Here is a 25,183-nt window from a genome sequence, read left to right as displayed (position 1 = left end):
TGTTCTGATTACATATAACACATAGCCCTATTGTACGCCGTTAATTTATATATATGATTAAGCAAATTCAAAATTATTTTATCATAATATAGAAAAACATCCTTAGCATTGGACCTAACCACTTTGCTAAGGATGTTATTATTTTAAACTTCACGTATAATATTTAAAAATCGTTGTAATTCTGCAGTTTCTGGGTGATTAAAAATTTGCTCTGGCGGTCCTTGCTCAGCAATCACGCCTTCATGGATAAAGATTGTTTTATTTGATACTTCTTTAGCAAAGCGCATTTCATGTGTAACAATCACCATTGTCATACCTTCATTAGCTAAATCCTTGATAACACCTAACACCTCATTAACTAATTCTGGATCTAATGCTGATGTTGGTTCATCAAAAAGCATCACTTTCGGATTCATCGCTAAAGCACGGGCAATTGCGACACGCTGTTGTTGCCCACCAGACAAAGCATTCGGTCGTTGGTCTTTTACAGCTGTCAGTCCAACACGTTCAAGTAATCGAAGTGCTTGTTGTTCTGCGTCTGCCTTTTTGACTTTTTTGACCGTTACAAGACCTTCCATGACATTTTCCAATGCCGTCTTATGCGGAAATAAATTATAGTTCTGGAATACCATACCAGATTGTTTTCTAACTGCAATTTGTGACTTTTTGTCATCATTTTTATAAGACATGCCATTCACATACACGACACCTTCAGTAGGTAATTCAAGTGCATTCATCATACGTAACAAGGTTGTCTTACCAGAACCAGATCTACCAATCAACGTGACTACTTCACCTTTATCAACTGTCAAATCGATACCTTTGATCACTTCTTTATCATCGAAAGATTTTTTTATATTTTTCAATTCAATCATGAGCGGTACCCTCTTTCAAGATAAGATTCATAGAAGTTCTGTACAATTGAAATAATAAAACAAACAACCCAATACATAAGTGCCACTAAACAATAAATCGTTAAATATTCATAGGTTGTTGAGGCAACTTCTTGAGACTTTCTAAACATTTCTCCAACGAGAATAAATCCAAGTAATGATGTATCCTTGATTAAACTCAAAAATGTGTTACCTAAAGCTGGAACAGACACTCGAATTGCTTGCGGCAAAATAATACGCTGTACCGTTTGACGGTAATTCATACCAATAGAATATGCCGCTTCTGTTTGTCCTTTAGGAATAGACATAATACCACCACGAATGATTTCAGAGGCATATGCACCAACGTTAAATGATAAACCGATAATAGCTGCCACGACTGGCGCTAATGTCCATTGATTGTCTGAATCATTAGTAAGTAAACGCCCTAATTCTGGAATACCGTAAAAGATAATGAATAACTGAACAATCATCGGTGTCCCACGAATGATTGAAATGTAAAAACGGGCAATTCCTCTTAGCACTTTACTCGTTGAAATACGCATGAGTGCGGTGATAAGTGCAATAATCAATCCCAATACAAAAGTAACTAATGTAATTGGAATAGAATATTTCACTAAGCCTTCTAGCATAGGTAAGAAGGCTTGTCCCGCAGCATCCAAAGCATGTTGTTGTTCATCATTAAGGTTTAGAAACATCTTCACCAAACCATTTCTTACTTATTTTTGCTAATTCACCATTATCTTTTAATTTTTTAAGTGCTTTATTCACTTTTTTAATTGTTTTGTCGTCTTCTTTTTTAGTGAACGTCAATGCTGATTGGCTCTTCTCAGCATCACCTTCAATTGCTTTTACTTTGGCATTAGGTTTTTGTTTTTTATAATCTAAATATGAAACTTTATCATTAAATGTTCCATCTACGCGATTTGATTGTAATAAATCCATCGCTTGGTTGAAACCGTCTACTTTAGTCAGTTCCGCGCCTTTTGATTTAGCTAATTTACCATAGTTAGAAGTAAATGTTTGAGCTAACTTTTTACCTTTTACATCATCAAATGACTTGATGTCTTTATTATTTTTATTTACAACCAATACTGCTTTTGAATAAGTGTATGGTTCAGAGAACTTGTATTTTTCTTTACGTTCTTTATTAATACCTACTTGGTTTGCAATAACATTAAATCGTCCTGAATCTAAACCTGCAAACATTGAGTCCCATTGTGTTTCTTTAAATTTAACTTTGTAACCCATTTCTTTTGCTACTGCTTTCATTACTTCAATATCGTAACCTGTTAGTTTCCCTTTTTTGTCATGATAAGTGAAAGGCGCGTATGTTCCTTCCGTTCCTACTATAAATGTTTTGTCTTGGCTTACTGTTTTTGTCTTGCTGTCGCTGTTTTTCTTGTCAGAATCATTATTACCACATGCTGCTAATGCCAGCACTAATACTAATGTAATAACACTATACAAAATTTTCTTCATTTCCTAACCCCTATTCTTATTAAACTAATCGGAATAAAAGTATTCTATTCCTAAGATCGTATTTAGTCAATAACTTTTTTTACAAATATTGTAATTAATTTTTAACTACCCTTAATTACTATGAACTAACACAGATACATTTATTATCCCCTATGATTCAATTAACCATTAGTCATGTTTATTTAAGTCAATTGTATTTCTGACACTTGATAGCATTATTTCCATACTTCTTGTTCAATCCATCCTAGAATAAATAATCTATTAAAGTATTTTAGCAATAGCTACGCTGTTCGATAACCTCAAAGACAGTTAGCAGTGTATGTATATTAATTGATTCATAAGAATTTCTTGTACTCTATTCATCAATGAACCTTTACTTTCACCAACACATTAATTGTAAGACCCATATAAATAGAACATAAAAATAGACAAACTCAGTATAAAAAACGATGAGAGCTTGTCTTAATCTTGGGACCAAAGGTTCCTGTTCAATTTCAGTTTTAAATCATCTTCCTAAATAATTTTAACTATTGTTGTGCTTCAGGTACGAGGTTATCATAGTCAATTTCAAATCCCATATCTTTAATCATATCGAAATCCATTTTGTTTGGTTGACCACCCGTTATCAAGTAATCTCCTACGAAAATTGAATTCGCAACCATCAGTGACATCGATTGTAAGGCTCTTAAATTAACCTCTCTACCACCAGCTATTCTAATTTCCTTTGTTGGGTTAACCAGTCTAAACAATGCTAGAATACGCATACATTTCATTGGTGTTAACTCATCCATGTCACCAAACTTTGTACCTTTAATAGGGTGCAAAAAGTTAATCGGGATACTGTCTGCATCTATTTCTTTAAGCGCAAATGCCAAATCAACTCTATCTTGTAAACTTTCTCCCATTCCACAAATGACCCCTGAACAAGGTGAAATATTATGTTTCTTCATTGTTTCAACTGTATCAACACGTTGTTGATATGTATGTGTCGTAACAACATTATCATGATAATTTTCACTTGTATTTAAATTGTGGTTATATCGATCCACTCCTGCATCTTTTAATTTAACTGCATGTTCATCTTTCGCAATACCCAAACAGGCACAAATTTTTAATTGTGGATGTGCTTGTTTTATATCTTTTACAGTATCAGCAATATAATTAACCTCTTTATCACTTGGCCCTCTGCCACTCATCACAATACAATATGTACCAATATTATTATCATGTGCAACTTCTGCACCTTCAGAAATCTTTTCTTTATCTACTAAACCATAGCGTGTTTTCTTTTTCATATCTCGTGATTGACCGCAGTATCCACAATCTTCCGGACAAATACCACTTTTAGCATTTAATATCATATTTAATTTAACTTTATGTCCGTAATAATGTTTACGTAACTGATATGCTTGATCCACCATTTCTAATGTATCAATAGTATTATCTGTATATATTTCATATGCTTCTGACGGCGTTAATGCGTTACCTTCTAAAATACGCTTTGCAATATTCAATCTAAATTCCCCCTATTTCAATTTATTTGATTATATCATTAATGTAAACCTATTTCATTTATAAGTTTACATTATCTGATTTAAACGTTTTTGAAAATTAAAAGCAGACATTTTTATTAATTTTTGTATAAAGTGACAAATCGAAAGAATATTTTTTACATATGTAAGCGTATACATAATATAACCCTCATGCTAATCTCGTAGTAAGCTAAACATTTGTTTAATTTGTAAACTTTTGTTTAAAAAAGCACAGAAAGGAGCACGTCAATGAATAAAAATGAGGAACAGGTCTTACAACGTATCGAAAATAATCCTTTCATATCTCAGCAAGAATTAGCTGAAGCAATAGGATTATCACGCCCTGCTGTCGCTAATATCATCTCAGGTTTAATTAAGAAAGAGTATGTTTTAGGTAAAGCCTACGTATTAAATGAAGATTATCCGATTGTCTGCATTGGAGCAGCTAATCTTGATAGAAAATTCAATGTTATCAAAGATTTACAGCCTGAAACTTCAAATCCTGTTACCTCCACTCGTTCGGTAGGTGGTGTCGCACGTAATATTGCCGAGAATTTAGGTCGTATGGGAGAAACGGTAGCGTTTCTTTCCGTCTGTGGCAATGACAGTGAATGGGATATGATTCATAAACTTTCGAGCCCATTTATGAACTTGGATCATGTACAAGCTATAGAAAGTGCCAATACCGGTTCTTATACTGCACTTATCGATGCAAACGGTAATATGCAATATGGTTTAGCAGATATGGAGGTATACAACTACATTACACCCGAATTTTTAATTAAACGTACACATCTATTAATTAAAGCAAAATGCATTGTCGTAGATTTGAATTTGGATAAAAGTGCGATGGACTTCCTATGCGCTTATTCAGAAAAGCATAATATTAAACTCGTTGTTATTCCTGTTTCTTCACCAAAAATGAAAAACATGCCGACATCATTACATGCAATTGATTGGTTGATTATTAATAGAGATGAATCAGAATCTTACTTCAATACAAGCATTACTGATGATTCTGACTTACGTAAAGTAGCTAAACGCTTTAATGATGCTGGCGTTTCAAACGTCATAATAACGAATGGGATTAAAAATTTTATCTACCGTAGCGACAGCGAAGAACACATTAAATCAGTAATTAAGTCAAATCGTGTTGTCGATGTAACTGGTGCTGGGGATTCCTTTTCAAGTGCAGTTATTTTTAGTTGGATACACCATTTTGACATCGATACTATTTTAACTGCCGGAATGGTAAATGCCTTAAAAACAATTGAAACGCAATACACAGTTAGACAAAACTTAGATAAACAACAATTACTTAGAGACGTGGAGGATTTTAAACATGGAACAATATATTGAATTTTCACAAGAAGTTACAACCGCTAAACAACAAGGAAAACCAATTGTCGCACTAGAATCAACGATTATCTCACATGGCATGCCTTATCCACAAAACGTGAAAATGGCAAAAACAGTTGAAGATATTATTAGAAAGGAAGGTGCCATCCCAGCAACAATAGCTATAATAGACGGCAAAATAAAAATCGGACTAGAAGAAGATGAACTAGAATTACTTGCTTCAAGCTCAGAAGTTATTAAAGTGTCACGCAGAGATTTAGCCGAAACCATTGCTACTAACAGAATCGGTGCAACCACTGTAGCTTCAACAATGATTTGTGCTGAATTAGCTGGCATACAATTTTTCGTGACGGGAGGTATCGGAGGTGTCCACCAAGGTGTTGAACACACAATGGATATTTCCGCTGATTTAGAGGAGCTCGCACAAACCAATGTGACGGTAATTTGTTCTGGAGCTAAATCTATACTCGATTTACCTAAGACAATGGAATATTTAGAAACTAAAGGTGTCCCCGTTATTGGATATCAAACTGCAGAATTACCAGCATTTTTCACACGTGAAAGTGGCATTAAATTAAATAGCACTGCAGCTGATGTTCACAGTATCGCTAATATTTGTCATACAAAAAACACATTAAAGTTATCAGGTGGCATAGTTGTAGCTAATCCTGTACCAACCGAACATGCACTAGATAAAGATTATATAAATAACATTATCAGTCAAGCTGTAAAGCAAGCTGAAGAACAAGGTGTAACAGGAAAAGATTCGACACCATTCTTATTAAAATACATCGTAGAGCAAACAAATGGTAAAAGTTTAGAAACTAATATCAAATTAGTAGAAAACAACGCATTTGTCGGAGCACAAATTGCTGTTGCCTTTAATAAATTGTAGGTGATTAAATGTCCATACTGTTTACCATTACAGGTATCTTATTTGCACTGTTGATTGCATTTCTATTTAGTTTCAATAAAAAAGCTATTGATTTTAAAAAACCGTTTATAATGATAATTATTCAAGTCTTACTCGTATTATTTATGATGCATACGACGATAGGCTTAACTATATTAACTACACTAGGGTCGTTTTTCGAAGGTTTAATTAAAATCAGTAACGCTGGTATAAACTTTGTTTTTGGTGATTTGCAAAATAACAATGGTTCGACATTTTTCTTAAATGTATTGCTACCATTAGTATTTATTTCTGTGTTAATCGGGATATTAAATCATTTTAAAATATTACCTTTTATTATCAAATATGTAGGTTATCTTATCAATAAAATAACACGTATGGGTCGTTTGGAAAGTTACTTTGCTATATCAACATCTATGTTAGGCCAGCCGGAAGTATTTTTAACAATTAAAGAAATGATTCCTAAATTATCACGCGCTAAACTTTATACAATTTCAACTTCAGCAATGAGTGCAGTAAGTATGGCGATGTTAGGTTCATATATGCAAATGCTCGAACCAAAATTCGTTGTCACTGCTGTTATGCTCAATATCTTTAGTGCACTAATAGTAGCTAGTATCATCAATCCTTATCCTACTTCAAATCAGGAAGATGATCTTTCACACATGAAAAATTTAGAACTGAGTGCTGGTTCAAACGAAACTACAGTAAATAAAGCAAAGCGGACGCCATTTTTCCAAATGATTGGTGATAGTGCGATAGATGGCTTTAAAATTGCGATCACTGTCGCGATTATGCTGTTAGCTTTTATATCATTAATGGAAGCTATAACACTTATTTTTCATTTAATCGACTTAAACTTTAAGCAACTTATTGGTTATATATTTGCACCTATCGCCTTTATTATTGGTGTACCTTGGAGCGAAGCTGTTCAAGCTGGTTCCATTATGGCAACTAAATTAATTACGAATGAATTTGTAGCGATGCTAGATTTTCAAAAAATAGCGGACGAACTATCCACACGTACACAGGGTATTATTTCTGTTTATCTAATCAGCTTTGCGAACTTTGGGACTGTGGGTATAATAGTTGGTGCAATAAAAGGTATCAATAGTGACCAAGGCAATAAAGTTGCCTCATTCGCACTAAGATTATTATTAGGTGCCACACTTGCTTCTATAATTTCCGCATCTATGATTGGCTTAGTTCTATAGAAAATGCACCTCCCCATTGCATTTGATCAAAGTTAATATATCATGGCAACTATAAAGCGGATTATATACTGGTAATAGTGAGGTTACAGAGATAATAAATATACTTACTCAAAATAATTCTAGGATATCAATTCCAGAAAAATAACCCTCAGATGATTCAATTTATCTGAGGGTTATTTTTATTTAATATTACGTATTATTGGCTCGCTTTCCTAGGGGACAGCTTCAGCCTGTAGTCTTCCGCTTGTCCTGTTCCCTCAGGAGTCTCGCCAAAATACGGTTTAATAAAATATGCATTTACAATGAAATACTTTAGGATTTCCATATTAAATGTATCCTACTTGTATTTGGATATAACAACTATAATGTTAACCATTATATGTTTAATACTTTATCTACTAGCTTTTTATTCAATACTTCGTACTGTGGGCTCGCTTTCCTAGGGGACAGCTTCAGCCTGTAGTCTTCCGCTCGTCCTGTTCCCTCAGGAGTCTCGCCAAAACACTGTTTAATAAAATATGGATTTACAATGAAATACTTTAAAGTTTCCGGATTAAATGTATCCTGCTTGTGTTTGGTTATAACATCTATAATGTTAGCCATTATATGTTTAATTCCTTATCTACTAGCTTTTTATTCAATACTTCGTATTGTTGGCTCGCTTTCCTAGGGGACAGCTTCAGCCTGTAGTCTTCCGCTCGTCCTGTTCCCTAAGGAGTCTCGCCAAAACACTGTTTAATAAAATATGGATTTACAATGAAATACTTTAAAGTTTCCGGATTAAATGTACGCTAATTCTATGACATTATTACGACCAATCTCGCTGCTTCGCCACGTGCTAAACGATCGAAACCTTCATTATAACTTCTAGTGCAATAGTATCTGTTAGTAATTCATCAACAGGTAAACAATGCCCAAAACTAAGCCTAGAAATCGTATCTCTTATCTATGATCCCCATTTGATTCACCAAAGTACACTGCATCGTCAACAATGATTTCGACATTAGGGTGTGTTTGCAATATAGACGCTGGCAATGCTTCTGTAACATCGCACGTTAATAATTGTTGGATAATCGTATGCTTTGAGGCACCTAAAGCGAGTAAAATAATACGACGCGCTTGCATAATTGATGCTATACCCATAGATATTGCTTGTTTCGGTACGCAGTTTTTATTGTCAAAATGTATACTATTAGCATTGATGGTTGAATCACTTAAATCCACTACTCTCGTTATGCTGTCGAATGATGCACCTGGTTCGTTAAAGCCGATATGACCATTTTCACCTATACCTAGAATTTGTATGTCGACAGGTCCATATTTATTTAAATGTTGTTCATAAGCCTGACACTCTGCTTTAACATCTTTACTGATACCATTCGGAATAAATATATGCTTTTCATCCCATGTATCATTATATTTAAATAATTGCTGTCTCATATAAGTATGATAACTTTGTGGATGTGATGCATTTAAACCAACATACTCGTCTAAATTAAATGTTTTTACATTTTTTAAATTTAATTTATTGGCTGAAATTAAAGTATTTAAATTACGATAAACCTCTAACATTGTATTACCTGTTGCAAGCCCCAATACTGCAGCTGAATTATTATCTATCACCTTAAACAATTCAGTAGCTACATATTGGCTAGCTAGTGTTGCATTTTTCATATTAATTATCTTCATCTCTATTTCCTTCGCTTTCTATAGTAAAATTATATAATTATTAATTAAGTCCTAATAACTGTTCAACTTCATTTTTAATATTTGTAACATGTGGTCCATAGATAATTTGTACGCCCTTCCCCTTTATGATTACGCCTTTAGCACCTGTAGACATTAGCATTTGTTTATTTACGAGTTCATTCCTATTTAATGTGATTCGTAATCGAGTCGCACAACAATCAACAGTTGTAATATTCTCTGAGCCTCCTAGTCCTTCAACAATTGTCGTTGACCTTTGTGAATCTGCGACTATTTCTGTGGTTGGTTCGTCTTCTCGTCCTGGTGTTTTATAATTAAACTTAATTATTAAGAATTTAAAAATGACATAATAGAGAAAGAACCACAATATACCAATAGGCAATACTAGTAAGAAATTAGTTTTAGCATTTCCTTGCAATACACCAAACAGTAAATAATCAATCAATCCACCACTGAATGTTTGTCCAACTGTAATATTAAAAATATCTGCCATCATAAATGCTAGCCCATCTAAAAATGCATGAATAATATATAAAACGGGTGCCACAAATAAAAAACTAAACTCTAACGGCTCTGTTATGCCAGTTAAAAATGAAGTCAATGCAGCTGACAACATTAAACCACCGACGACTTTTTTACGTTCTGTTTTAGCTGTACGATATATCGCAAATGCTGCTCCACACAAACCAAACATCATCGTAATAAAACGCCCTGACATATAACGAGATATCCCTGAAAAGTACTGAGTGACATGCGGATCACCTAATTGTGCAAAGAAAATATTTTGCGTCCCTTGAATTAAATGCCCTTTCACTTCTAATGTACCTCCTAGTGCCGTCTGCCAAAATGGTAAATAAAAAATATGATGTAAACCGAATGGACCTAACATACGCAGTATAAAACCGAAAAAGAATGTACCAATCACTCCTGTTTTATCTACGATTCCTCCGACTTGATATATGCCTTCTTGAATTGTTGGCCACACAAAGAACATCAAGACACCTAAGATTATTGCAGATAATGAGGATATAATAGGTACGAAGCGTGAGCCTCCAAAGAATCCTAGATATGTTGGCAATGAGATATTATTACATTTGTTATGTAACAATGCCGTCATAACTCCAGTAATAATCCCACCAAACACTCCAGTTTCAACTGTTTGTATACCTAGCACCATCCCCTGACCAGAAGATATTAAATTTTGATCATTCGCTAATGTGTTAGTAATGGTCAATAATCCATTCATAGTCGCATTCATAATTAAGAAACCTAACATTGCTGCCAGTGCAGCAGTACCTTTATCGTTCTTGGCAAGTCCAATCGCCACACCTACCGCGAAGATAACTGCTAAATTTTGAAAGACAATATTGCCTGCAGATGACATTAATGTGAAAGCATTTTGCAGTAATGTGATATCTAACATTGGATACGCCTTTACCGTATTTGGATTACTCAATGCGCCTCCAATCCCCAGTAGTAATCCTGCTGCTGGTAATATTGCTATTGGCAACATAAATGACTTTCCAAATTGTTGTGCTTTCTCAAACCATTTACTCATAACAAGAACCCCCTATCGCTTTTAATATACATTCAAAGAAAATTCTAATCAATTAAAATTCTATTTATGAAAAACATTTTCAAAAATAACTATAATTCATTCAATCTTTTTAATTCACTAAAAAAACTACCAAGGTCATTGTGACCTTGGTAGCCTTTATTTCACGCTCTTGTTGCCTACTGAACGTGTGTTGGTTTTAAATTTTAGAATATATCTCCAAGTGTAACGGACATAATCGCTTTAATAGAATGTAATCTATTTTCAGCTTGATCGAATACAACGGAATGTTTTCCTTGGAATATGTCATCAGTCATTTCCATTTCTGTTAAACCATATGTTTCATAGATTTGTTGACTGACTTCCGTATTTAAATCATGAAATGCAGGTAAGCAATGTAACACGATGACATCTGGATTCATTGTTTGCAATAACATAGATTCATTCACTTGATATGGTAATAATTGATTGATACGTGTTTCTAACACGGATTGATCTTCACCCATTGAAAACCATACATCTGTATATATTGCATCAGTTTGATATATTGCTTGTTTGACATCTTCAGTGATTAATATATGACTTCCAGATTGCTCTGCATATGCCTGAGCCATTTCTTGTATGGATTCATCAGGCTGTAAACTAACTGGGGCTGCAATATGGACATTGACACCTAGTATTGCACCCGTAACTAATAAATCATGTGCCACATTATTTCTCGCATCGCCAACATACGTGAGCGTTTTGCCTGATAATGTGCCTAAATTTTCCTTTAAAGTAAAGAAATCAGCAATCATTTGCGTAGGATGCCATTCATTTGTTAAGCCATTCCAAACAGGTACATTTGCATTCTCTGCTAATGATTCAACATCCTTTTGGTGAAATCCTCTAAATTCAATACCATCATACATTCTGCCTAACACTTTTGCTGTATCAGCAGTAGATTCTTTTACACCTAAATGAATGTCACCTTGTCCAAAATATTCAGGATAAGCGCCTAAATCATATGCTGCGACACTAAATGCTGAACGTGTTCTCGTTGATGGCTTTTCAAATAATAATGCCAGATTTTTTCCTTTTAAATATGGATGTGGTATACCCCTCTTTTTCTTTTCCTTTAATTCACCAGTAAAATCAACCAACGTGTTTAATTCATCTGCTGAAAAGTCACACGTCTTCAAAAAATGCTTTCCTTTAAAAGATTGTAATTTTTTTAATGCTGTTGTGTACGCCCCAATTACATCACTCCAATGTTATTATAAGATTAATATACATAATAAAGGTATTTTGCATGAAAATCAAGTATAATTATACTGTTTTGTGCATATTGTTGAAAATTTTCCGATTTATCTATCTTTTTTTATATAATACAGACTAGTTTATTATTTTGATTTATACAGTTATGTAATATAACTAAGCAATTAGGAATTGAATTAAAAACAATATCTACACTTTAGCACTCCAAATAACGAATTAAGGACTATTTAATCACAAAATAAATAAACATATTACAATATATGTATAACCCCTTATTAATGGAGGTGAAACGATATGTCAGGTGTAATTATTGAATTAATTAAACAACTGTTATCACAATTTGTCTCTGGTGGGTTCCAATAATCCAAATATCCCAATAACAATCCACCTACTATTTTATATTCATCAACCTTACCTTTCTAAAAATTGAATAGTATATCTATATCCCAAATGAATTAGAAATCACCTATCCCAATGGATACTATTTTTGCCTTTAAAAAGGTCAATCAATTTTATGGTTGATTGACCCAACCGTCGACAAACACTCAGTCATTGTCGACGGTTTTTTTATTTTTAATGTTTTGGTGTATGATATTCTCTATCCGCACAATATATGTATATGACTATAGGTCTATACACTTAACCAATAGTCAATTACTTACTATCATTCACTTATTTCTAACTCAACTAAGTACTGTATTTATTACTAGGATAAACTATCTATTCTCATATAAATCTATCCCCTAAAAAAGCGAGCCAATAATGCGAAATATTGAATAAAAAAAGAAACACTCAGATAAATTAAAATCAATTATCTGAGTGCTATCTTCCGGAATTCATGTTCTATATGCTTACTTGAACAAAAATAAAATCGAATTTCATAATGATGGTAAATAATAAAGTATCTTATTTTTAAATATGCATTTTCTATACATTACTCAACGATTTCTTTTTTTCTGCTTTTAAGTCGTTCGCGTTCTTCTGGTGTTTTTAAGAAACGGGTCATAATTGCACTTGCGATATATAAACCGAACAATAGGTACATCATACCCTTAACGCCAATACTGTCGTAGAAGAGCGCCACTAATCCTGGTCCTACGAATACGCATAAACCTGCGCCTAAGTTTAATATTGCCATTGCCGGACCTTTATCACCATCATGCACTAAGGAAGGAACTAGTGCTGAAATTGGTACAAAGCCTGCTAGACACATTCCCCATAAGAATCCTACAGTACCAACTACGAAGACATTGCCTGTAAACAATTCAGGTATAAAATATAATCCTAATGTGAAGATGGCACATCCAATACCACCGATATAAGAAACTGTATTTTTCCAACCAATCTTGTCACTTAAAGCACCAAAAATTAAATTAAATATGATATTCGCTATAAAAATAGTACCCCAAATATTTAACCATGTCGTCGTCGCAATTCCTTTACTTGCTAAATAAATTGGTAAAAATAACGGAAATGCATATTGTGCCGCTTGGTTGATAATACGTACAATACAAGCAACAGCAACTCTTGGTTCTCTTGCCAATATAGTAATGCCTGCTCCTACCTCTTTTAAGTGATCTTTAAATCCTTCTTCTCGATCTTCGAGTTCAAATTTATCTCTATTCACAACAATAGCTAAAAATGTACCGATGACTACCCAAATAATTGCCGTCCATAAAGTAACAAAATGACCAAATAGTTGAATCGCCATAGAAGAATAAAAGGCACCTAGCACACTCAAACCACCTGTAAATACAAACCAGAACCACCCAACTGCAGCACCTAATCGTTTTTGTGGCGAGCGATAAGCTACCCAGACTAAAAATGAATATGCAAATAACGGATAACCAAATCCTCTAATTGCATAAGAAGGAATCATTAAATTATAATTCATTGACGGAATTGCAATACCAACAAATATTGCATGTCCGATAATATATAGCGATGTACCAATCAACATAACCTTTCTAGGTCCTATGATTTCAACGAGCACTCCAGACAACCATGAGCCAATTGCAATTGTTACGCCGTAGCATGTAGTTAACAATGCAGTTTGTTGTACAGATAAACCTTGCTCATGAAGATATGGACTGATCCATGCCAATTCCAAACCATCACCCATCATAAATATTAAGACACCAATATATCCCCATAAAAGCGTCGGAGGCATCCCCATTTTTGCTAATTTTTGATTCATAAAACACCACACCCCTTTAAAAGTAAATACCATATCATCGAAATTGAATTACATATAAATACAAATTTGAAAATATGATTAATTCCCAAATGCAGTTACTAACAAGACAGAAAACGCTTTCATTTATTAATGTTATGTTATTTCATTTTTTCTAATAATGCAAATTTATTTTCGTTTATTTTCACATTTTTTCGTTTGTAATTATTATCGGTCCTTATGGCGAGCCATTTTAAATAATCATAGCAACACTAATAGCAATGTTGTATGCGTTATCAGTAAGGTATAATATTTACTCATTAATTTACAATATCTCCTAAAATTAATTTATTTGTACAAAATAAATTCTTAATAATATCATCTTATTTATTATTCTGTTACAGTACAGATAAAATTAGAATCATATATTGTTTAAACTTAAGGGAATGGATGGGGGATCCTATGAAATTTGAACAAATTACTTTATTTACATCAAATTTTTCTGAAACAATGCAATTTTATGATGAAATACTGGAATGTCCTATGTTAGAAGTTAATGTTGATTATTTTAAGGTGAAAATTGGGGAAACTACTTTATGCTTTCAACGTACGGAAGATAATATGCAGCCTTATTATCATTTTGCGATAGATATTCCATATAATTATTTTTATGAGATGAAACAACATTTTCAAAACATCTTATTCTTATTAATGGAAGATGGTAAACACTCTGTCTATTGTGAATCATTTGTTGCACAATCTATGTATTTCAATGATCCGTCAGGAAATATTGTCGAATTGATTGCTAGAGCAAGCAACATCACAGACGAACCAGAATTTACTAGAGTAAGTGAAATGAGCTTTGTATGTAACGATCTAGACACATTATATCCTGCATTATTGAACTATAATGTCACTGTACATAATGGGGAACCGTTCAATTCCAATCAGTTGAATTTCATTGGCGACATGAATGATGAAAGTTATCTTTTGTTAACACCAGAACAAAGAAAGTGGTTATTTTCTGATAAACTATCACAGGCTCATCCGATGACAATCCGAACTGATCAATTCGAATTGTCCTATGCCATTGATAACAATTGGATATTAGAGCCAGTATCAAAGTAAATGCTATACCACAATAATGCCAACTATCCTTTCTCTTAATATACGCATTTTAACCACAACGCTATTGATATTTTAATCTTAAAAATTAATAAATTATATCATCTTATATATAATTTGCATTTTAATTGTAAGCATTTTTCTTATCAAAATAATAAGACAGATGTATAATTTATATAGTTTGTTAAAGGAGTGGTATATTATGAGCACATTTTCAAATGAGGAAAAAGTGCAAATATTATCTGATATTGTGGAAATGAATACAGTAAACGATAATGAAATTCAAGTTTGTGAGTATTTTCAAAAACTTTTCGCCGAACATGGCATCGATTCAACAATTGATAAAGTAGACGAACGTCGTGCCAATTTAATTGCAGAAATCGGTGAGGCTGGACCTGTAATCGGCATTTCTGGTCACATGGATGTCGTATCTGAAGGCGATCGTCAACAATGGAAATATGATCCATTTAAGTTAACTGAGGAAGACGGTTTCTTATATGGTCGCGGTGCTGCTGATATGAAATCAGGACTTGCAGCATTAGCAATTGCTTTAATCGAGATTAACAACTCAAATGCCTTAAAAAATGGACGTATTAGATTTTTAGCTACAACTGGTGAAGAGATGGAACAATTAGGTTCTCAACAGTTATACGAAAAAGGCTATATGGATGATGTAGAAGCTTTAGTTATTGCAGAACCATGTCAAGATATGCTCGTATATGCGCATAAGGGTTCTATGGATTATAAAATTAAATCTATTGGTAAATCTGCACATAGTTCAATGCCAATTTTTGGTATCAATGCAATTAAGCCTTTAATTGATTTTATACAAGATATAGATGAAGCATATGCTAGAATTTCTAAAGAAGTTAAAGGTGAATCATTAGATTTTTCTAATCTGCTACAAAAATTCAATACATCATTACCTGCATCAATCGACAAAGGTGAAATTGAAGATGTATTAAAAGGTCTTGTAATCAGCAATACATTAATCCAAGGTGGCGTACAAGTTAACTCTGTACCAGAGTCTGCTAATGCTGACTTTAATATTCGTACAATTCCTGAGTATAATAATGATCAGGTTAAATCATTATTTGCAGATACACTTGAAAAACATAACAGCCAAGGTGCAAATTTGGAAAGTGATTTATACCTTGATCTAGAACCAGTTCTAACAACTGGTCAAAATGGCCTTATCGAATCGGCCAAAGCAATCGGTGATCGCATGTTCAATAAAGATTTACTTGCATCTCCAATTGGTGGCGTAACAGATGCTTCTAATTTATTACGTGGTAAAGATGAATCTTTCCCATTCCTAGTGTTTGGACCTGGAAGTGAACCTCACCAAGTAAATGAACGCGTTGAAAAAGACATGTACTTTAAATTCATCGATTTCTACATTGAATTATTAACTACTTATGTCGAAAAATAATCATCAATATACCATAAGATTATAATTCTAAAATTGTTTGTAAGCTTGAATTATAATCACCAGTATTACACTAAAAAACAGTTCGAGATAACATATGTATATGCCACTGCCTTTGAGGCATGGTAACAATGCATATTGTCTCGAACTGTTTTTTATCTGCAACTGTTCAGATATTTATTGTTGTATCGTAGTACCTACGTTCCCACTATTTAAAATTTTGTCAATTACATGGGGTTCGTCTCCTGCTGCAATTACAACCTTCTCGCATCCTTGTTCAATTGCTTGAATTGCATCTTGTACTTTAGGAATCATACCTCCATATATTGCTTCACTATCAATATGATTCTGAATTTGCTCAGCATTTAACGTCTGTTGTACCTGTGCTTCAATGAGTACACCTGGAATATCACTCAACAAATAGATAGGTGCAGATAATGTCTGTGCAATTTTATATGCAAATGTATCTGCATTGATATTGTATAATTGCTGAGTATCATGCTTCATGCCAATAGATGCTATAACTGGTATAAAATGATCAGTTATATGTTCCAACAGTTCTGTATTTATATCTGTAGGTTCACCAACAAATCCATATTTTTCACTTAATGGAATGATATCAACGAGATTACCATCTATCCCATTTAAGCCAACACTTACAGCAGTATTTTGATTTATTTTACTGACTAATTGTGGATTAACCTGTCCAATTAATGTTTGGCAAGTGACAGTTAACACTTCACTCGTCGTTACACGTAAACCATCTTGAAATTCTGTTGCTACACCATTGTTCTCTAATGCCTTATTGATAAACGGTCCTCCACCGTGTACAATGATTGGTCTTAACCCCTGTTGTTTCAATGTTACAATATCTTCGATAATAGATTCATGTAAATGCGTTAAGGTGCTACCACCAATTTTTATTATGATATAACTCACTATCTATACACCCCTTATGTTCTATATGAAGCATTTATACGTATATAATCATATGATAGGTCACAACCATAGGCTGCAGCTTCTCCTTCCCCAGTACCTACAGTCGCTTCTATTTCAATATTGTCACCTTGAAGTTGTTCTTTTAAATATTGTTCATCAAATAAAACTGCCATACCTTCTTCAACAACTGGAACCTCAGCTAACTTGACATATGTTTCACTTGGTTCAACATTTTGTGAAGCATAACCTATGGCTGTAATAATTCTACCGAAATTTGCATCTTCACCATGTATCGCTGATTTAACTAAATTAGATGATACAATGCTTTTAGCAATCTTTCTCGCTTCATCTGTATCTGCTGCTCCATTAACCTTTGCAGTAACTAATTTGGTTGCACCTTCTCCATCTTTTGCAATAGCTTTAGCAAGGTACTGTGTTACAAAATTTAATGCATAATTAAATTTATGCCAATCTGGATGTGTCGGTGTGAGGGTATTATTTTCAGCTTGACCATTCGCCATAAACAACACCATATCATTTGTACTCGTATCACCATCTACAGTAATCATATTAAATGATTGATCGACAGACTGTTTTAATGTGTTTGATAATTCCATACTTTCAATATTGGCATCAGTTGTGACAAAGCCTAACATTGTAGCCATATTTGGATGTATCATACCTGAGCCCTTTGCTGTCCCACCTATTGTTATTGTTTTACCATCTATTTCTACTTGTACTGATAAATGCTTGGTAATAGTGTCTGTCGTAAGAATGGCTTCGCTAAAATAGGCTCCATGATTATACTCATCTTTCATTACATTCTGCGTTCCATAATGAATTTTATCCATTGGTAAAAAGGAACCTATAACGCCTGTAGATGCTACACCTACATTATGTGTTGGTAAATCTAACTGTTGTGCAACCCATGCTTGTGTGTCTTTAGCGTCTTGTAATCCCTTTTCACCTGTACAAGCATTCGCATTTGCTGAATTAACAACGATTGCTTGCAACGTTTGATTATTATTAATACATGCTTCTGTAACTTGTAATGGTGCTGCCTTAAAACGATTTAATGTATAAACACCTGCTGCTGCCGCTTCATTTTCTGAATAAATCCAACCAAAATCTTTGCGTTGCTTTCTCAAACCAACATGGAAACCACCAGCTACAAAACCGGACGGAGAACTAACATCACCTTGTAAGTCTACATTTAGTTGATCTAATATATCAATTGTTTCAATATCTTTCATAGTATCTCTCCTTCTCAATTTATGGGTATACTGGTGTTTGTTTTAATCCAGTTGTTTCTGGCAATCCAAACATTAAATTCAAATTTTGAATCGCTTGTCCGCTTGCACCTTTTACTAAGTTATCAATTACAGATACAATAACTGCTGTTTGCTGCGTCTCATCTACATATAGACCGATATCGCAATAGTTACTTCCGTAAACTTCTTTAGTCTTAGGATATTCTCCTAAGTCTCTAACTCTGACAAACGGCTTGTCTTTATAATATTTCTCATATACTGTATGCAGTTGCTCAGCTGAAAATGCTTCAGTTAATTTCACATATATTGTTGACAGAATCCCTCTAGTCATAGGAACGAGGTGTGGCGTGAATATAACATTAATATCTTTCTCAGCAACTTGAGATAAATATTGTTCAATTTCAGGTTTATGTTTATGTTTGCCTATACCATATGCACTAAAATTTTCATTCATTTCGGAATAGTGGACATTTTGTGAGAGTGATCTTCCTGCACCTGAAACACCAGTTTTAGCATCGATAATAATCGAATCTGTATCGACCACTCGTCGATCGATAACTGGATGCAAAGCTAACAATGTCGCTGTTGGGAAACATCCAGGATTCGCAATCAAATTAGGAACCGTCTGTTTGATATTAGACCATTCAGCAATACTATAAGCTGCATCATCCAGTTGTTCCTGTGGTGCTGCTTCTTCACCATAAAATTGCTGATATACATCTCTATCCTTCAATCTGAAATCTCCAGATAAATCAATGACTTTAATTCCTTGTTTTACTAACTTCGGAGCTATATGTTTACTAACATTTGAAGGTGTTGCAAAAAACACTACATCACATGATATCGTTTCATAATTTAGTTCTTCGTAATGATGTGTTAAGTGATTTAAGTGAGGAAATGTTTTGCTTATGGGTTCATCTGCCTTTGAATGTGAAAACACATATTTAATTTTAACTTCTGGATGATGTACTAAGAGTCGAATGAGTTCGACTGCACCATATCCACTTCCTCCTACAATCCCAACTTCTATCATAACGTTCATTCCTTTCTGAATATTCGGACTTTTAATGGTATTAATGGTTTGCTTGTTCTAATACTTCAGTGATTACTTTCGCTACTGTAGCGATTTCTTCTTCATCTATTACTAATGGTGGCGAGATTCTAATGATATTACCCTGTGTTTCTTTACATAGCACACCTTGTTTAATCATTTCTAAACAATAGGTTTGCGCTGGTTTGTTAAGTTCGATTCCGATAAATAATCCCCTACCTCTGACATCTACAATTAAATCACTATCAATAAGCTGTAATTGGTTTAATAATTTTTGACCTAACTCAGCAGATCTTTCAATTAAATTTTCGTCTATTAGTACATCTAATGCTGCACTAGACACAGCACAAGCAAGTGGATTTCCACCAAATGTTGAGCCATGTGTTCCAGGTGTTAAGACATTCATTACATCTTCATTAGCGAGCACCGCAGATATCGGATATAGTCCACCACCTAATGATTTACCAAGCAAATAAATATCTGGCTCTACACCTTCCCACTCAATTGCAAATAGTTTTCCGGTACGGCCTAAACCAACTTGAATCTCATCAGCAATTAGCAATACATTATGTTGATCACATAAATTACGCACTTCCTGTATAAAGTACTCTGGCGGAATATTTACACCACCTTCACCTTGTATAGGTTCTAAGATAATAGCTGCTGTATTTTCATTGATAAGTGATTTCAAGGTTGTAACATCTCCATAATCAACTGTATGCATATTATCTAATAATGGCGTAAACCCTTTTTTATAACTTTCTTGAGATGAAAGTGACAGTGCACCTAATGTACGACCATGAAAGTTTCCATTCATTGCGATTATTTCTGGTTTACCTTCTTCAATACCTTTGACATCTGTTCCCCATTTACGAGCAATCTTTATAGCTGTTTCTATGGCTTCTGTACCAGTATTCATTGGTAATACCTTATCTTTGTTTGCAAGATTACATATTTTTTCTTCCCATTGACCTAAATTGTCACTATAGAGTGCCCTAGATACCATGGTTATTTTTTCACTTTGTTCTTGGAAAGCCTTAATAATTTTAGGATGACAATGACCGTGGTTGACGACTGAAAATCCTGATACACAGTCAATATAACTATTTCCATCCACATCCCAAACCTTAGCGCCTAAACCTTTAGTCAAAGCTAGTTTTAATGGACTGTAATTGTTAGAACTGTATCGATCTGTTAATTCAAATAAATCGTTCATCTTAACCCTCATTCCTTTATATTTATTCCTGAAATTGAATTAATATTCAAAATCATACAACGATATTGGCAATTAGTCAAAGATTATTTTTAAAAAAATTGCATATTTTAAATCTTTTAATTTACTACACTGTTGATTTTTTAAAAATTAAGAATCCATATCATTCTTATTCAACGGCTATATCTTCACAATATTACGATGTATTTATTTTGCATATTTTTCATTTGGAATTTTTTATTTTTTCATATCTTTTAAAAGGCCAAAAAAAATTCCTTAACTTTGAAATAAAAAAGAACAAACTGGTACATAATTAGTCCAGTTTGTTCTTTTTATAATTATCAATGTTTATTCTTGGTTTTCTAACTTTTGTTCTTCTTTTAAATTCTGACGCATATCTTTATTGATCTTTTTAGCGCGCTTAAAGTACACACTTTCAAAGTAACTTGTAGTACCCAGCTTATAAAAGATTAATGCAACGATGATAATAACGACAAAGTCATATGGATAATGTATCCAGTTCATACCTTTAAATTCTTTACTTCCTATAAATGACAAGAAGGCAAGAATAATTAAGTATAAAATAATCCATAAACTACCACCAATTTGTTTCTTAGTATTTTTCCAATTCATCTTATATTCATAGAAGAAATAAATCGGTAAACCTAAGATAATAATAAAGATAACTTCAGCTGTCGTTGGCCACATTGCCCAGTAAATTGCTAGTGAAGCTAACACGAATGAGAATGGTGCCATAAATTTCAACATATTTGCACGGAATGGTCTGTGCATTTTTGGCGCCATTTTACGTAATGAAATAACGGTCGTTGGACCAGTTAAGTACGCAACTAATGTTGCCGTTGAAATTACGCTCGCCAACACTGCCCAATCTCTAAATAGTGATACCATGACCATACTGATAATGGCATTAAAAATAATAGCGACACGTGGAATTTTATATTTATCGTTCATTTTTCCTAAGAACTTAGGAATATGTCCATTTTTCTCCATTGCACGTAATACACGACCTGTAACAGCCACAAATGATACACCTGTACCAAATGGAGACACAACTGCTTCTATATAAAGTAGTATCGCTAACCAATTTAAACCTAATAAGATAGCCATATCAGCAAATGGAGAGTTAAAGTTAATTCCACTCCAACCTTTAGAATGAATCATATCTTGTGGCATAGATGTGATAAACGTACTCTGTAATACAATATAAAGTAGGGCACTTAGTGTTAGTGAAATTGCAATACCTCTTGCAATATTCTTCTCTGGTTTCTGTATTTCAGAACCCATATTAATGATTGTTTGGAAAGCATTAAATGAGAAGATAATACCGGATGCTGTTGTAGCAGCAAATATTGGTGCTGATCCATACGGCATAAATTGACCTGCAGTATGACCATAGTTTCCTGCGTCAAATCCAGAAATCATTAACATAATAATAGTTAATAATGGCACACCAAGTTTAAATACAGATATTAAACTCGTAAATGAAGTAAGTAATTTAACTGACCAGTAGTTTAATAATGAAAAGATAATGATGATAATAAACACAGCAAACAATCCAGAATTACTGATTGTGCCACCTTTCATTAAACCGGACGTAAATTTAGCCCACTCCCATGGCCATGAACTCATATATTGAACTGCAGAAACGGCTTCAATTGGAATAATTGTAACTAAAGATACCCAGTTTGCCCACGCAGCAATAAATCCTAGTAACGAACCGTGTGTATACTGAGCATAGTTACTCATTCCGCCTGATTGTGGAAACATTGTACCAATTTCAATATAGTTATAAGCGATGGAGCCTATAACTACAAAACCTATAATCCATGAAATAATTGCAGCTGGGCCAGCAATAGAAGACGCCTCCCATGCACCAAATAGCCAACCTGAACCTATGAGTGATCCAAGCCCTAATAGTACAAGCTGCGACAAATTAATTTTTTCACTCTTTTTCTGTTTTCCCATAAAAACTCCTACTATTCATCTTTTTATATTCATATCAAGGTAAATGTACAATGTATACACTTTCTTGTATATGTTGTTATTATACGCATATTAAAATTCAAGTCAAATCAACATTTTATCGCTATTTTTTTGAATACAATTGAATATTAATACGTTATACGACTTCAAAATGCATAAACGTAGCACGCAACAAATTGCCTTTCCCGTCACTATATAAAGTCGATGAAGCATTTTTTATTGATGTTACTCAATTATTCATAAATAGTATATCGGCATCTACAACAATTCATTGCTCATATAAAGGTTAAAGACTGTCATATCAACGGTTCATAGTGAATTTAACCCTAGATTTCAAATTATTTGTTACATATTATACTATTTATTGTATTTTTACATAAATAATTATTAAATATGGATTTTAGAGCCTTTAGATAGTTAATAATTGCATTTTATAATGTTACTCAAATATATAATCGCCAATTATACTTATTAAAAATTATAGTTAATAAATATTTTTACTCTAATAAAGTTAAATAACAATAGTTATCAAGATGATGAGTTATTTATTTTATTTTCCTGCTCCCACCATAAGGCTTCTTCAGGGTTATTCACCACTTCCTCATATTCTTTATCTGTTTCTACATTTGGATATGAACCTTTTAATGATTTATTGGAAGTTGACTTAAACATCGTCACAAAGACAATGAGACCAACAACATTGATAAACATTAAATAGTAAGATGGCGCAATTTTTTGTCCAGTTGTCTCTACTAAGGTTGATAAAATAAATGGTGTAAGTCCACCAAAAATTGCAGCACCAATGTTATACACAAGTGATAACGTGCGCAATCTCACTTTTGTATAGAACATACTTGGTAATAATGAAGGCATCACACCTTCAAATGTAGCCATAAAACAAGCAATAATTAATAAACCGACAATGACTAGAGGTAAAATTGGTATGCTCATCAGCCAAAATGCAAAGACTGAAAACAAACTAAAGCCAACTAGACCAAAGAGGATAGTTCTTTTATTACCCACTTTATCGCTATACCAACCAAAGAAAAATACTGCTGGAATCATTATAACCATTGTCAATGTACTTAATACGGATCCCATGGCTCCACCTAAATGAATTGTTTGATTTAAGAATGAAGGCATGAACGACAACACCATATAATTTGCCACATTTAAAAAGGCCACTCCTGTAAAACAAACGATAACGTCTTTCCAATAATATTTGAATATGTCTAAATAGGAATATTCTAGTGCTTGTTGTTCTTCTAATGTCGTTTCATAGGCCGGGCTTTCATCAAGGCTTGAACGTAAAATAATGCCTATAATGCCAAATGGTGCTGCTAAAATAAATGGAATTCTCCAACCCCAGTCAGACATTTGTTGGTCACTTAGCAATGCATAAAGCGTACCAACCAATAGGGCCGCCATGATATTGCCTATTAATGTGCCTATTTCTAATCCACTACCTAGCTTACCTCGTGTCTTATCAGGCGCTGTCTCTGCAATATAAGTCATTGCCCCTGCATATTCTCCACCAGTTGAAAATGATTGCACCATACGCACTACTAACAATAGAATTGGTGCCCAAATACCTATTTGTTCCTGTGTTGGCAAGAGCCCTAATAGTAAAGTAGATGCTGCCATAAGTAATATGGTTGTTGATAATACGATTTTCCTCCCATATTTATCACCTAAATGACTGAAAAAAATCCCCCCAATTGGTCGCACAATAAACGCAAATGCAAACACTGCAAAAGTAGAAATAATTTGTAGTTGTGCCGGTAAGTTCCCAAAGAAATTAGCACTTAAAATTACAGCTAATTGTGCATACAAACCAAAGTCAAACCATTCAATTGCATTACCTATACCAGTTGCAACTATACTTTTCTTAGTTTGATCTGAATCTACCTTATTAACATTTTCCTTTTTAAATTTCACAAAAATTACACCCCTTAAAAATCCGCTTACTTTTTTAAATAACCTATGCAACTATTAATAAACAATTTACACTTTTATAAATAGCATAAATTAAAAACAACTATAGATATTGCGACAGCATTTATAAA

Annotated in this window: 19 protein-coding genes; 5 read left to right on the top strand and 14 right to left on the bottom strand. The window is 33.5% G+C overall.

Features of this window, described 5'->3' with window-relative positions; genetic code table 11:
- Positions 1 to 143 precede the first annotated feature (143 nt).
- The 4 genes from ACY191_RS03245 to bioB all read right to left on the bottom strand — a co-directional run bounded on the left by ACY191_RS03245 (position 144) and on the right by bioB (position 3,889).
- A complete protein-coding gene (locus ACY191_RS03245; protein WP_229366505.1) occupies positions 144 to 875 on the bottom strand; it encodes an amino acid ABC transporter ATP-binding protein in 732 nt (243 codons plus the stop codon).
- Positions 872 to 1,591, bottom strand: coding sequence for an amino acid ABC transporter permease (locus ACY191_RS03240; protein ID WP_042740436.1), 720 nt, complete (start codon positions 1,589 to 1,591; stop codon positions 872 to 874). The genes ACY191_RS03245 and ACY191_RS03240 overlap by 4 nt, the downstream gene beginning before the upstream one ends.
- Positions 1,575 to 2,375, bottom strand: coding sequence for an amino acid ABC transporter substrate-binding protein (locus tag ACY191_RS03235; protein WP_042740437.1), 801 nt, complete (start codon positions 2,373 to 2,375; stop codon positions 1,575 to 1,577). Before ACY191_RS03235 ends, ACY191_RS03240 begins: the two co-directional genes overlap by 17 nt.
- A gap of 527 nt (positions 2,376 to 2,902) precedes the next feature.
- Complete coding sequence (bioB, locus tag ACY191_RS03230; RefSeq protein WP_463269901.1) at positions 2,903 to 3,889, bottom strand: biotin synthase BioB; 987 nt, start codon at positions 3,887 to 3,889, stop codon at positions 2,903 to 2,905.
- 267 nt (positions 3,890 to 4,156) lie between these two features.
- Between bioB and ACY191_RS03225 the strand changes: the two genes are divergently transcribed.
- From ACY191_RS03225 to ACY191_RS03215, 3 genes are read left to right on the top strand one after another with little or no spacing between them, the layout of a single operon-like run.
- Complete coding sequence (locus ACY191_RS03225) at positions 4,157 to 5,266, top strand: carbohydrate kinase (protein WP_042740439.1); 1,110 nt, start codon at positions 4,157 to 4,159, stop codon at positions 5,264 to 5,266.
- The gene (locus tag ACY191_RS03220) at positions 5,250 to 6,161 is read left to right on the top strand and encodes a pseudouridine-5'-phosphate glycosidase (protein WP_042740440.1); all 912 of its coding nucleotides are present in this window, start codon (positions 5,250 to 5,252) and stop codon (positions 6,159 to 6,161) included. Before ACY191_RS03225 ends, ACY191_RS03220 begins: the two co-directional genes overlap by 17 nt.
- A gap of 8 nt (positions 6,162 to 6,169) precedes the next feature.
- Positions 6,170 to 7,393 (top strand): NupC/NupG family nucleoside CNT transporter, encoded by a 1,224-nt coding sequence (locus ACY191_RS03215; RefSeq protein ID WP_229366503.1) that lies wholly within the window; start codon positions 6,170 to 6,172, stop codon positions 7,391 to 7,393.
- A gap of 942 nt (positions 7,394 to 8,335) precedes the next feature.
- Here the strand turns inward: ACY191_RS03215 and nagB are convergent.
- From nagB to ACY191_RS03195, 4 genes are all read right to left on the bottom strand, one after another.
- Positions 8,336 to 9,082 carry a glucosamine-6-phosphate deaminase gene (gene nagB, locus ACY191_RS03210; RefSeq protein WP_042740442.1) on the bottom strand — a complete coding sequence of 249 codons (747 nt, stop codon included), beginning with the start codon at positions 9,080 to 9,082 and terminating at the stop codon, positions 8,336 to 8,338.
- A gap of 40 nt (positions 9,083 to 9,122) precedes the next feature.
- Complete coding sequence (locus tag ACY191_RS03205) at positions 9,123 to 10,658, bottom strand: PTS transporter subunit EIIC (protein ID WP_229366502.1); 1,536 nt, start codon at positions 10,656 to 10,658, stop codon at positions 9,123 to 9,125.
- 203 nt (positions 10,659 to 10,861) lie between these two features.
- Positions 10,862 to 11,893, bottom strand: a complete 1,032-nt coding sequence (gene argF / locus ACY191_RS03200) for an ornithine carbamoyltransferase (RefSeq protein ID WP_229367391.1) — start codon at positions 11,891 to 11,893, stop codon at positions 10,862 to 10,864.
- A gap of 953 nt (positions 11,894 to 12,846) precedes the next feature.
- On the bottom strand, positions 12,847 to 14,109 hold the full coding sequence (locus tag ACY191_RS03195) for an MFS transporter (protein WP_042740445.1): 1,263 nt from the start codon (positions 14,107 to 14,109) through the stop codon (positions 12,847 to 12,849).
- A 438-nt stretch (positions 14,110 to 14,547) separates the two neighbouring features.
- On the opposite strand from ACY191_RS03195, the gene ACY191_RS03190 reads away from it, so the two are divergent.
- Positions 14,548 to 15,213, top strand: coding sequence for a hypothetical protein (locus ACY191_RS03190; RefSeq protein WP_229366501.1), 666 nt, complete (start codon positions 14,548 to 14,550; stop codon positions 15,211 to 15,213).
- Positions 15,214 to 15,412: 199 nt separating this feature from the next.
- Entirely contained in the window at positions 15,413 to 16,642 is a 1,230-nt protein-coding gene (locus ACY191_RS03185) for an ArgE/DapE family deacylase (protein ID WP_042740447.1), read from the top strand.
- A 174-nt stretch (positions 16,643 to 16,816) separates the two neighbouring features.
- Here the strand turns inward: ACY191_RS03185 and argB are convergent, their stop codons facing one another.
- The 6 genes from argB to ACY191_RS03155 all read right to left on the bottom strand — a co-directional run bounded on the left by argB (position 16,817) and on the right by ACY191_RS03155 (position 25,055).
- Positions 16,817 to 17,578, bottom strand: a complete 762-nt coding sequence (gene argB / locus ACY191_RS03180) for an acetylglutamate kinase (RefSeq protein ID WP_042740448.1) — start codon at positions 17,576 to 17,578, stop codon at positions 16,817 to 16,819.
- 14 nt (positions 17,579 to 17,592) lie between these two features.
- Complete coding sequence (argJ, locus tag ACY191_RS03175; RefSeq protein WP_229366500.1) at positions 17,593 to 18,831, bottom strand: bifunctional glutamate N-acetyltransferase/amino-acid acetyltransferase ArgJ; 1,239 nt, start codon at positions 18,829 to 18,831, stop codon at positions 17,593 to 17,595.
- 19 nt (positions 18,832 to 18,850) lie between these two features.
- Positions 18,851 to 19,882 carry an N-acetyl-gamma-glutamyl-phosphate reductase gene (argC, locus tag ACY191_RS03170; RefSeq protein ID WP_229366499.1) on the bottom strand — a complete coding sequence of 344 codons (1,032 nt, stop codon included), beginning with the start codon at positions 19,880 to 19,882 and terminating at the stop codon, positions 18,851 to 18,853.
- A gap of 40 nt (positions 19,883 to 19,922) precedes the next feature.
- Positions 19,923 to 21,116, bottom strand: coding sequence for an ornithine--oxo-acid transaminase (gene rocD, locus ACY191_RS03165; RefSeq protein WP_042740451.1), 1,194 nt, complete (start codon positions 21,114 to 21,116; stop codon positions 19,923 to 19,925).
- 345 nt (positions 21,117 to 21,461) lie between these two features.
- Positions 21,462 to 23,099: an APC family permease gene (locus ACY191_RS03160; RefSeq protein ID WP_042740452.1), complete on the bottom strand. Its 1,638-nt coding sequence runs from the start codon at positions 23,097 to 23,099 to the stop codon at positions 21,462 to 21,464.
- 546 nt (positions 23,100 to 23,645) lie between these two features.
- The gene (locus ACY191_RS03155) at positions 23,646 to 25,055 is read right to left on the bottom strand and encodes an MFS transporter (protein ID WP_229366498.1); all 1,410 of its coding nucleotides are present in this window, start codon (positions 25,053 to 25,055) and stop codon (positions 23,646 to 23,648) included.
- Between the last annotated feature and the right edge of the window lie 128 nt (positions 25,056 to 25,183).

It is taken from the genome of Staphylococcus sp. TCBT05 (assembly GCF_055179755.1).
The sequence above is the reverse complement of the archived record's forward strand: the minus strand, read 5'-3'. Positions and strand labels throughout refer to the sequence as shown.

Excerpts from the sequence above, each read along its gene's own strand:
- ACY191_RS03185 (WP_042740447.1), top strand. The coding sequence starts at position 15,413 with ATGAGCACATTTTCAAATGAGGAAAAAGTGCAAATATTATCTGATATT.
- ACY191_RS03215 (WP_229366503.1), top strand. The coding sequence starts at position 6,170 with ATGTCCATACTGTTTACCATTACAGGTATCTTATTTGCACTGTTGATT.
- ACY191_RS03225 (WP_042740439.1), top strand. The coding sequence starts at position 4,157 with ATGAATAAAAATGAGGAACAGGTCTTACAACGTATCGAAAATAATCCT.
- ACY191_RS03240 (WP_042740436.1), bottom strand. The coding sequence starts at position 1,591 with ATGTTTCTAAACCTTAATGATGAACAACAACATGCTTTGGATGCTGCG.
- rocD (WP_042740451.1), bottom strand. The coding sequence starts at position 21,116 with ATGAACGATTTATTTGAATTAACAGATCGATACAGTTCTAACAATTAC.
- nagB (WP_042740442.1), bottom strand. The coding sequence starts at position 9,082 with ATGAAGATAATTAATATGAAAAATGCAACACTAGCTAGCCAATATGTA.
- ACY191_RS03205 (WP_229366502.1), bottom strand. The coding sequence starts at position 10,658 with ATGAGTAAATGGTTTGAGAAAGCACAACAATTTGGAAAGTCATTTATG.
- ACY191_RS03220 (WP_042740440.1), top strand. The coding sequence starts at position 5,250 with ATGGAACAATATATTGAATTTTCACAAGAAGTTACAACCGCTAAACAA.
- argC (WP_229366499.1), bottom strand. The coding sequence starts at position 19,882 with ATGATAGAAGTTGGGATTGTAGGAGGAAGTGGATATGGTGCAGTCGAA.
- ACY191_RS03235 (WP_042740437.1), bottom strand. The coding sequence starts at position 2,375 with ATGAAGAAAATTTTGTATAGTGTTATTACATTAGTATTAGTGCTGGCA.
- ACY191_RS03195 (WP_042740445.1), bottom strand. The coding sequence starts at position 14,109 with ATGAATCAAAAATTAGCAAAAATGGGGATGCCTCCGACGCTTTTATGG.
- ACY191_RS03190 (WP_229366501.1), top strand. The coding sequence starts at position 14,548 with ATGAAATTTGAACAAATTACTTTATTTACATCAAATTTTTCTGAAACA.
- ACY191_RS03245 (WP_229366505.1), bottom strand. The coding sequence starts at position 875 with ATGATTGAATTGAAAAATATAAAAAAATCTTTCGATGATAAAGAAGTG.
- argJ (WP_229366500.1), bottom strand. The coding sequence starts at position 18,831 with ATGAAAGATATTGAAACAATTGATATATTAGATCAACTAAATGTAGAC.
- ACY191_RS03160 (WP_042740452.1), bottom strand. The coding sequence starts at position 23,099 with ATGGGAAAACAGAAAAAGAGTGAAAAAATTAATTTGTCGCAGCTTGTA.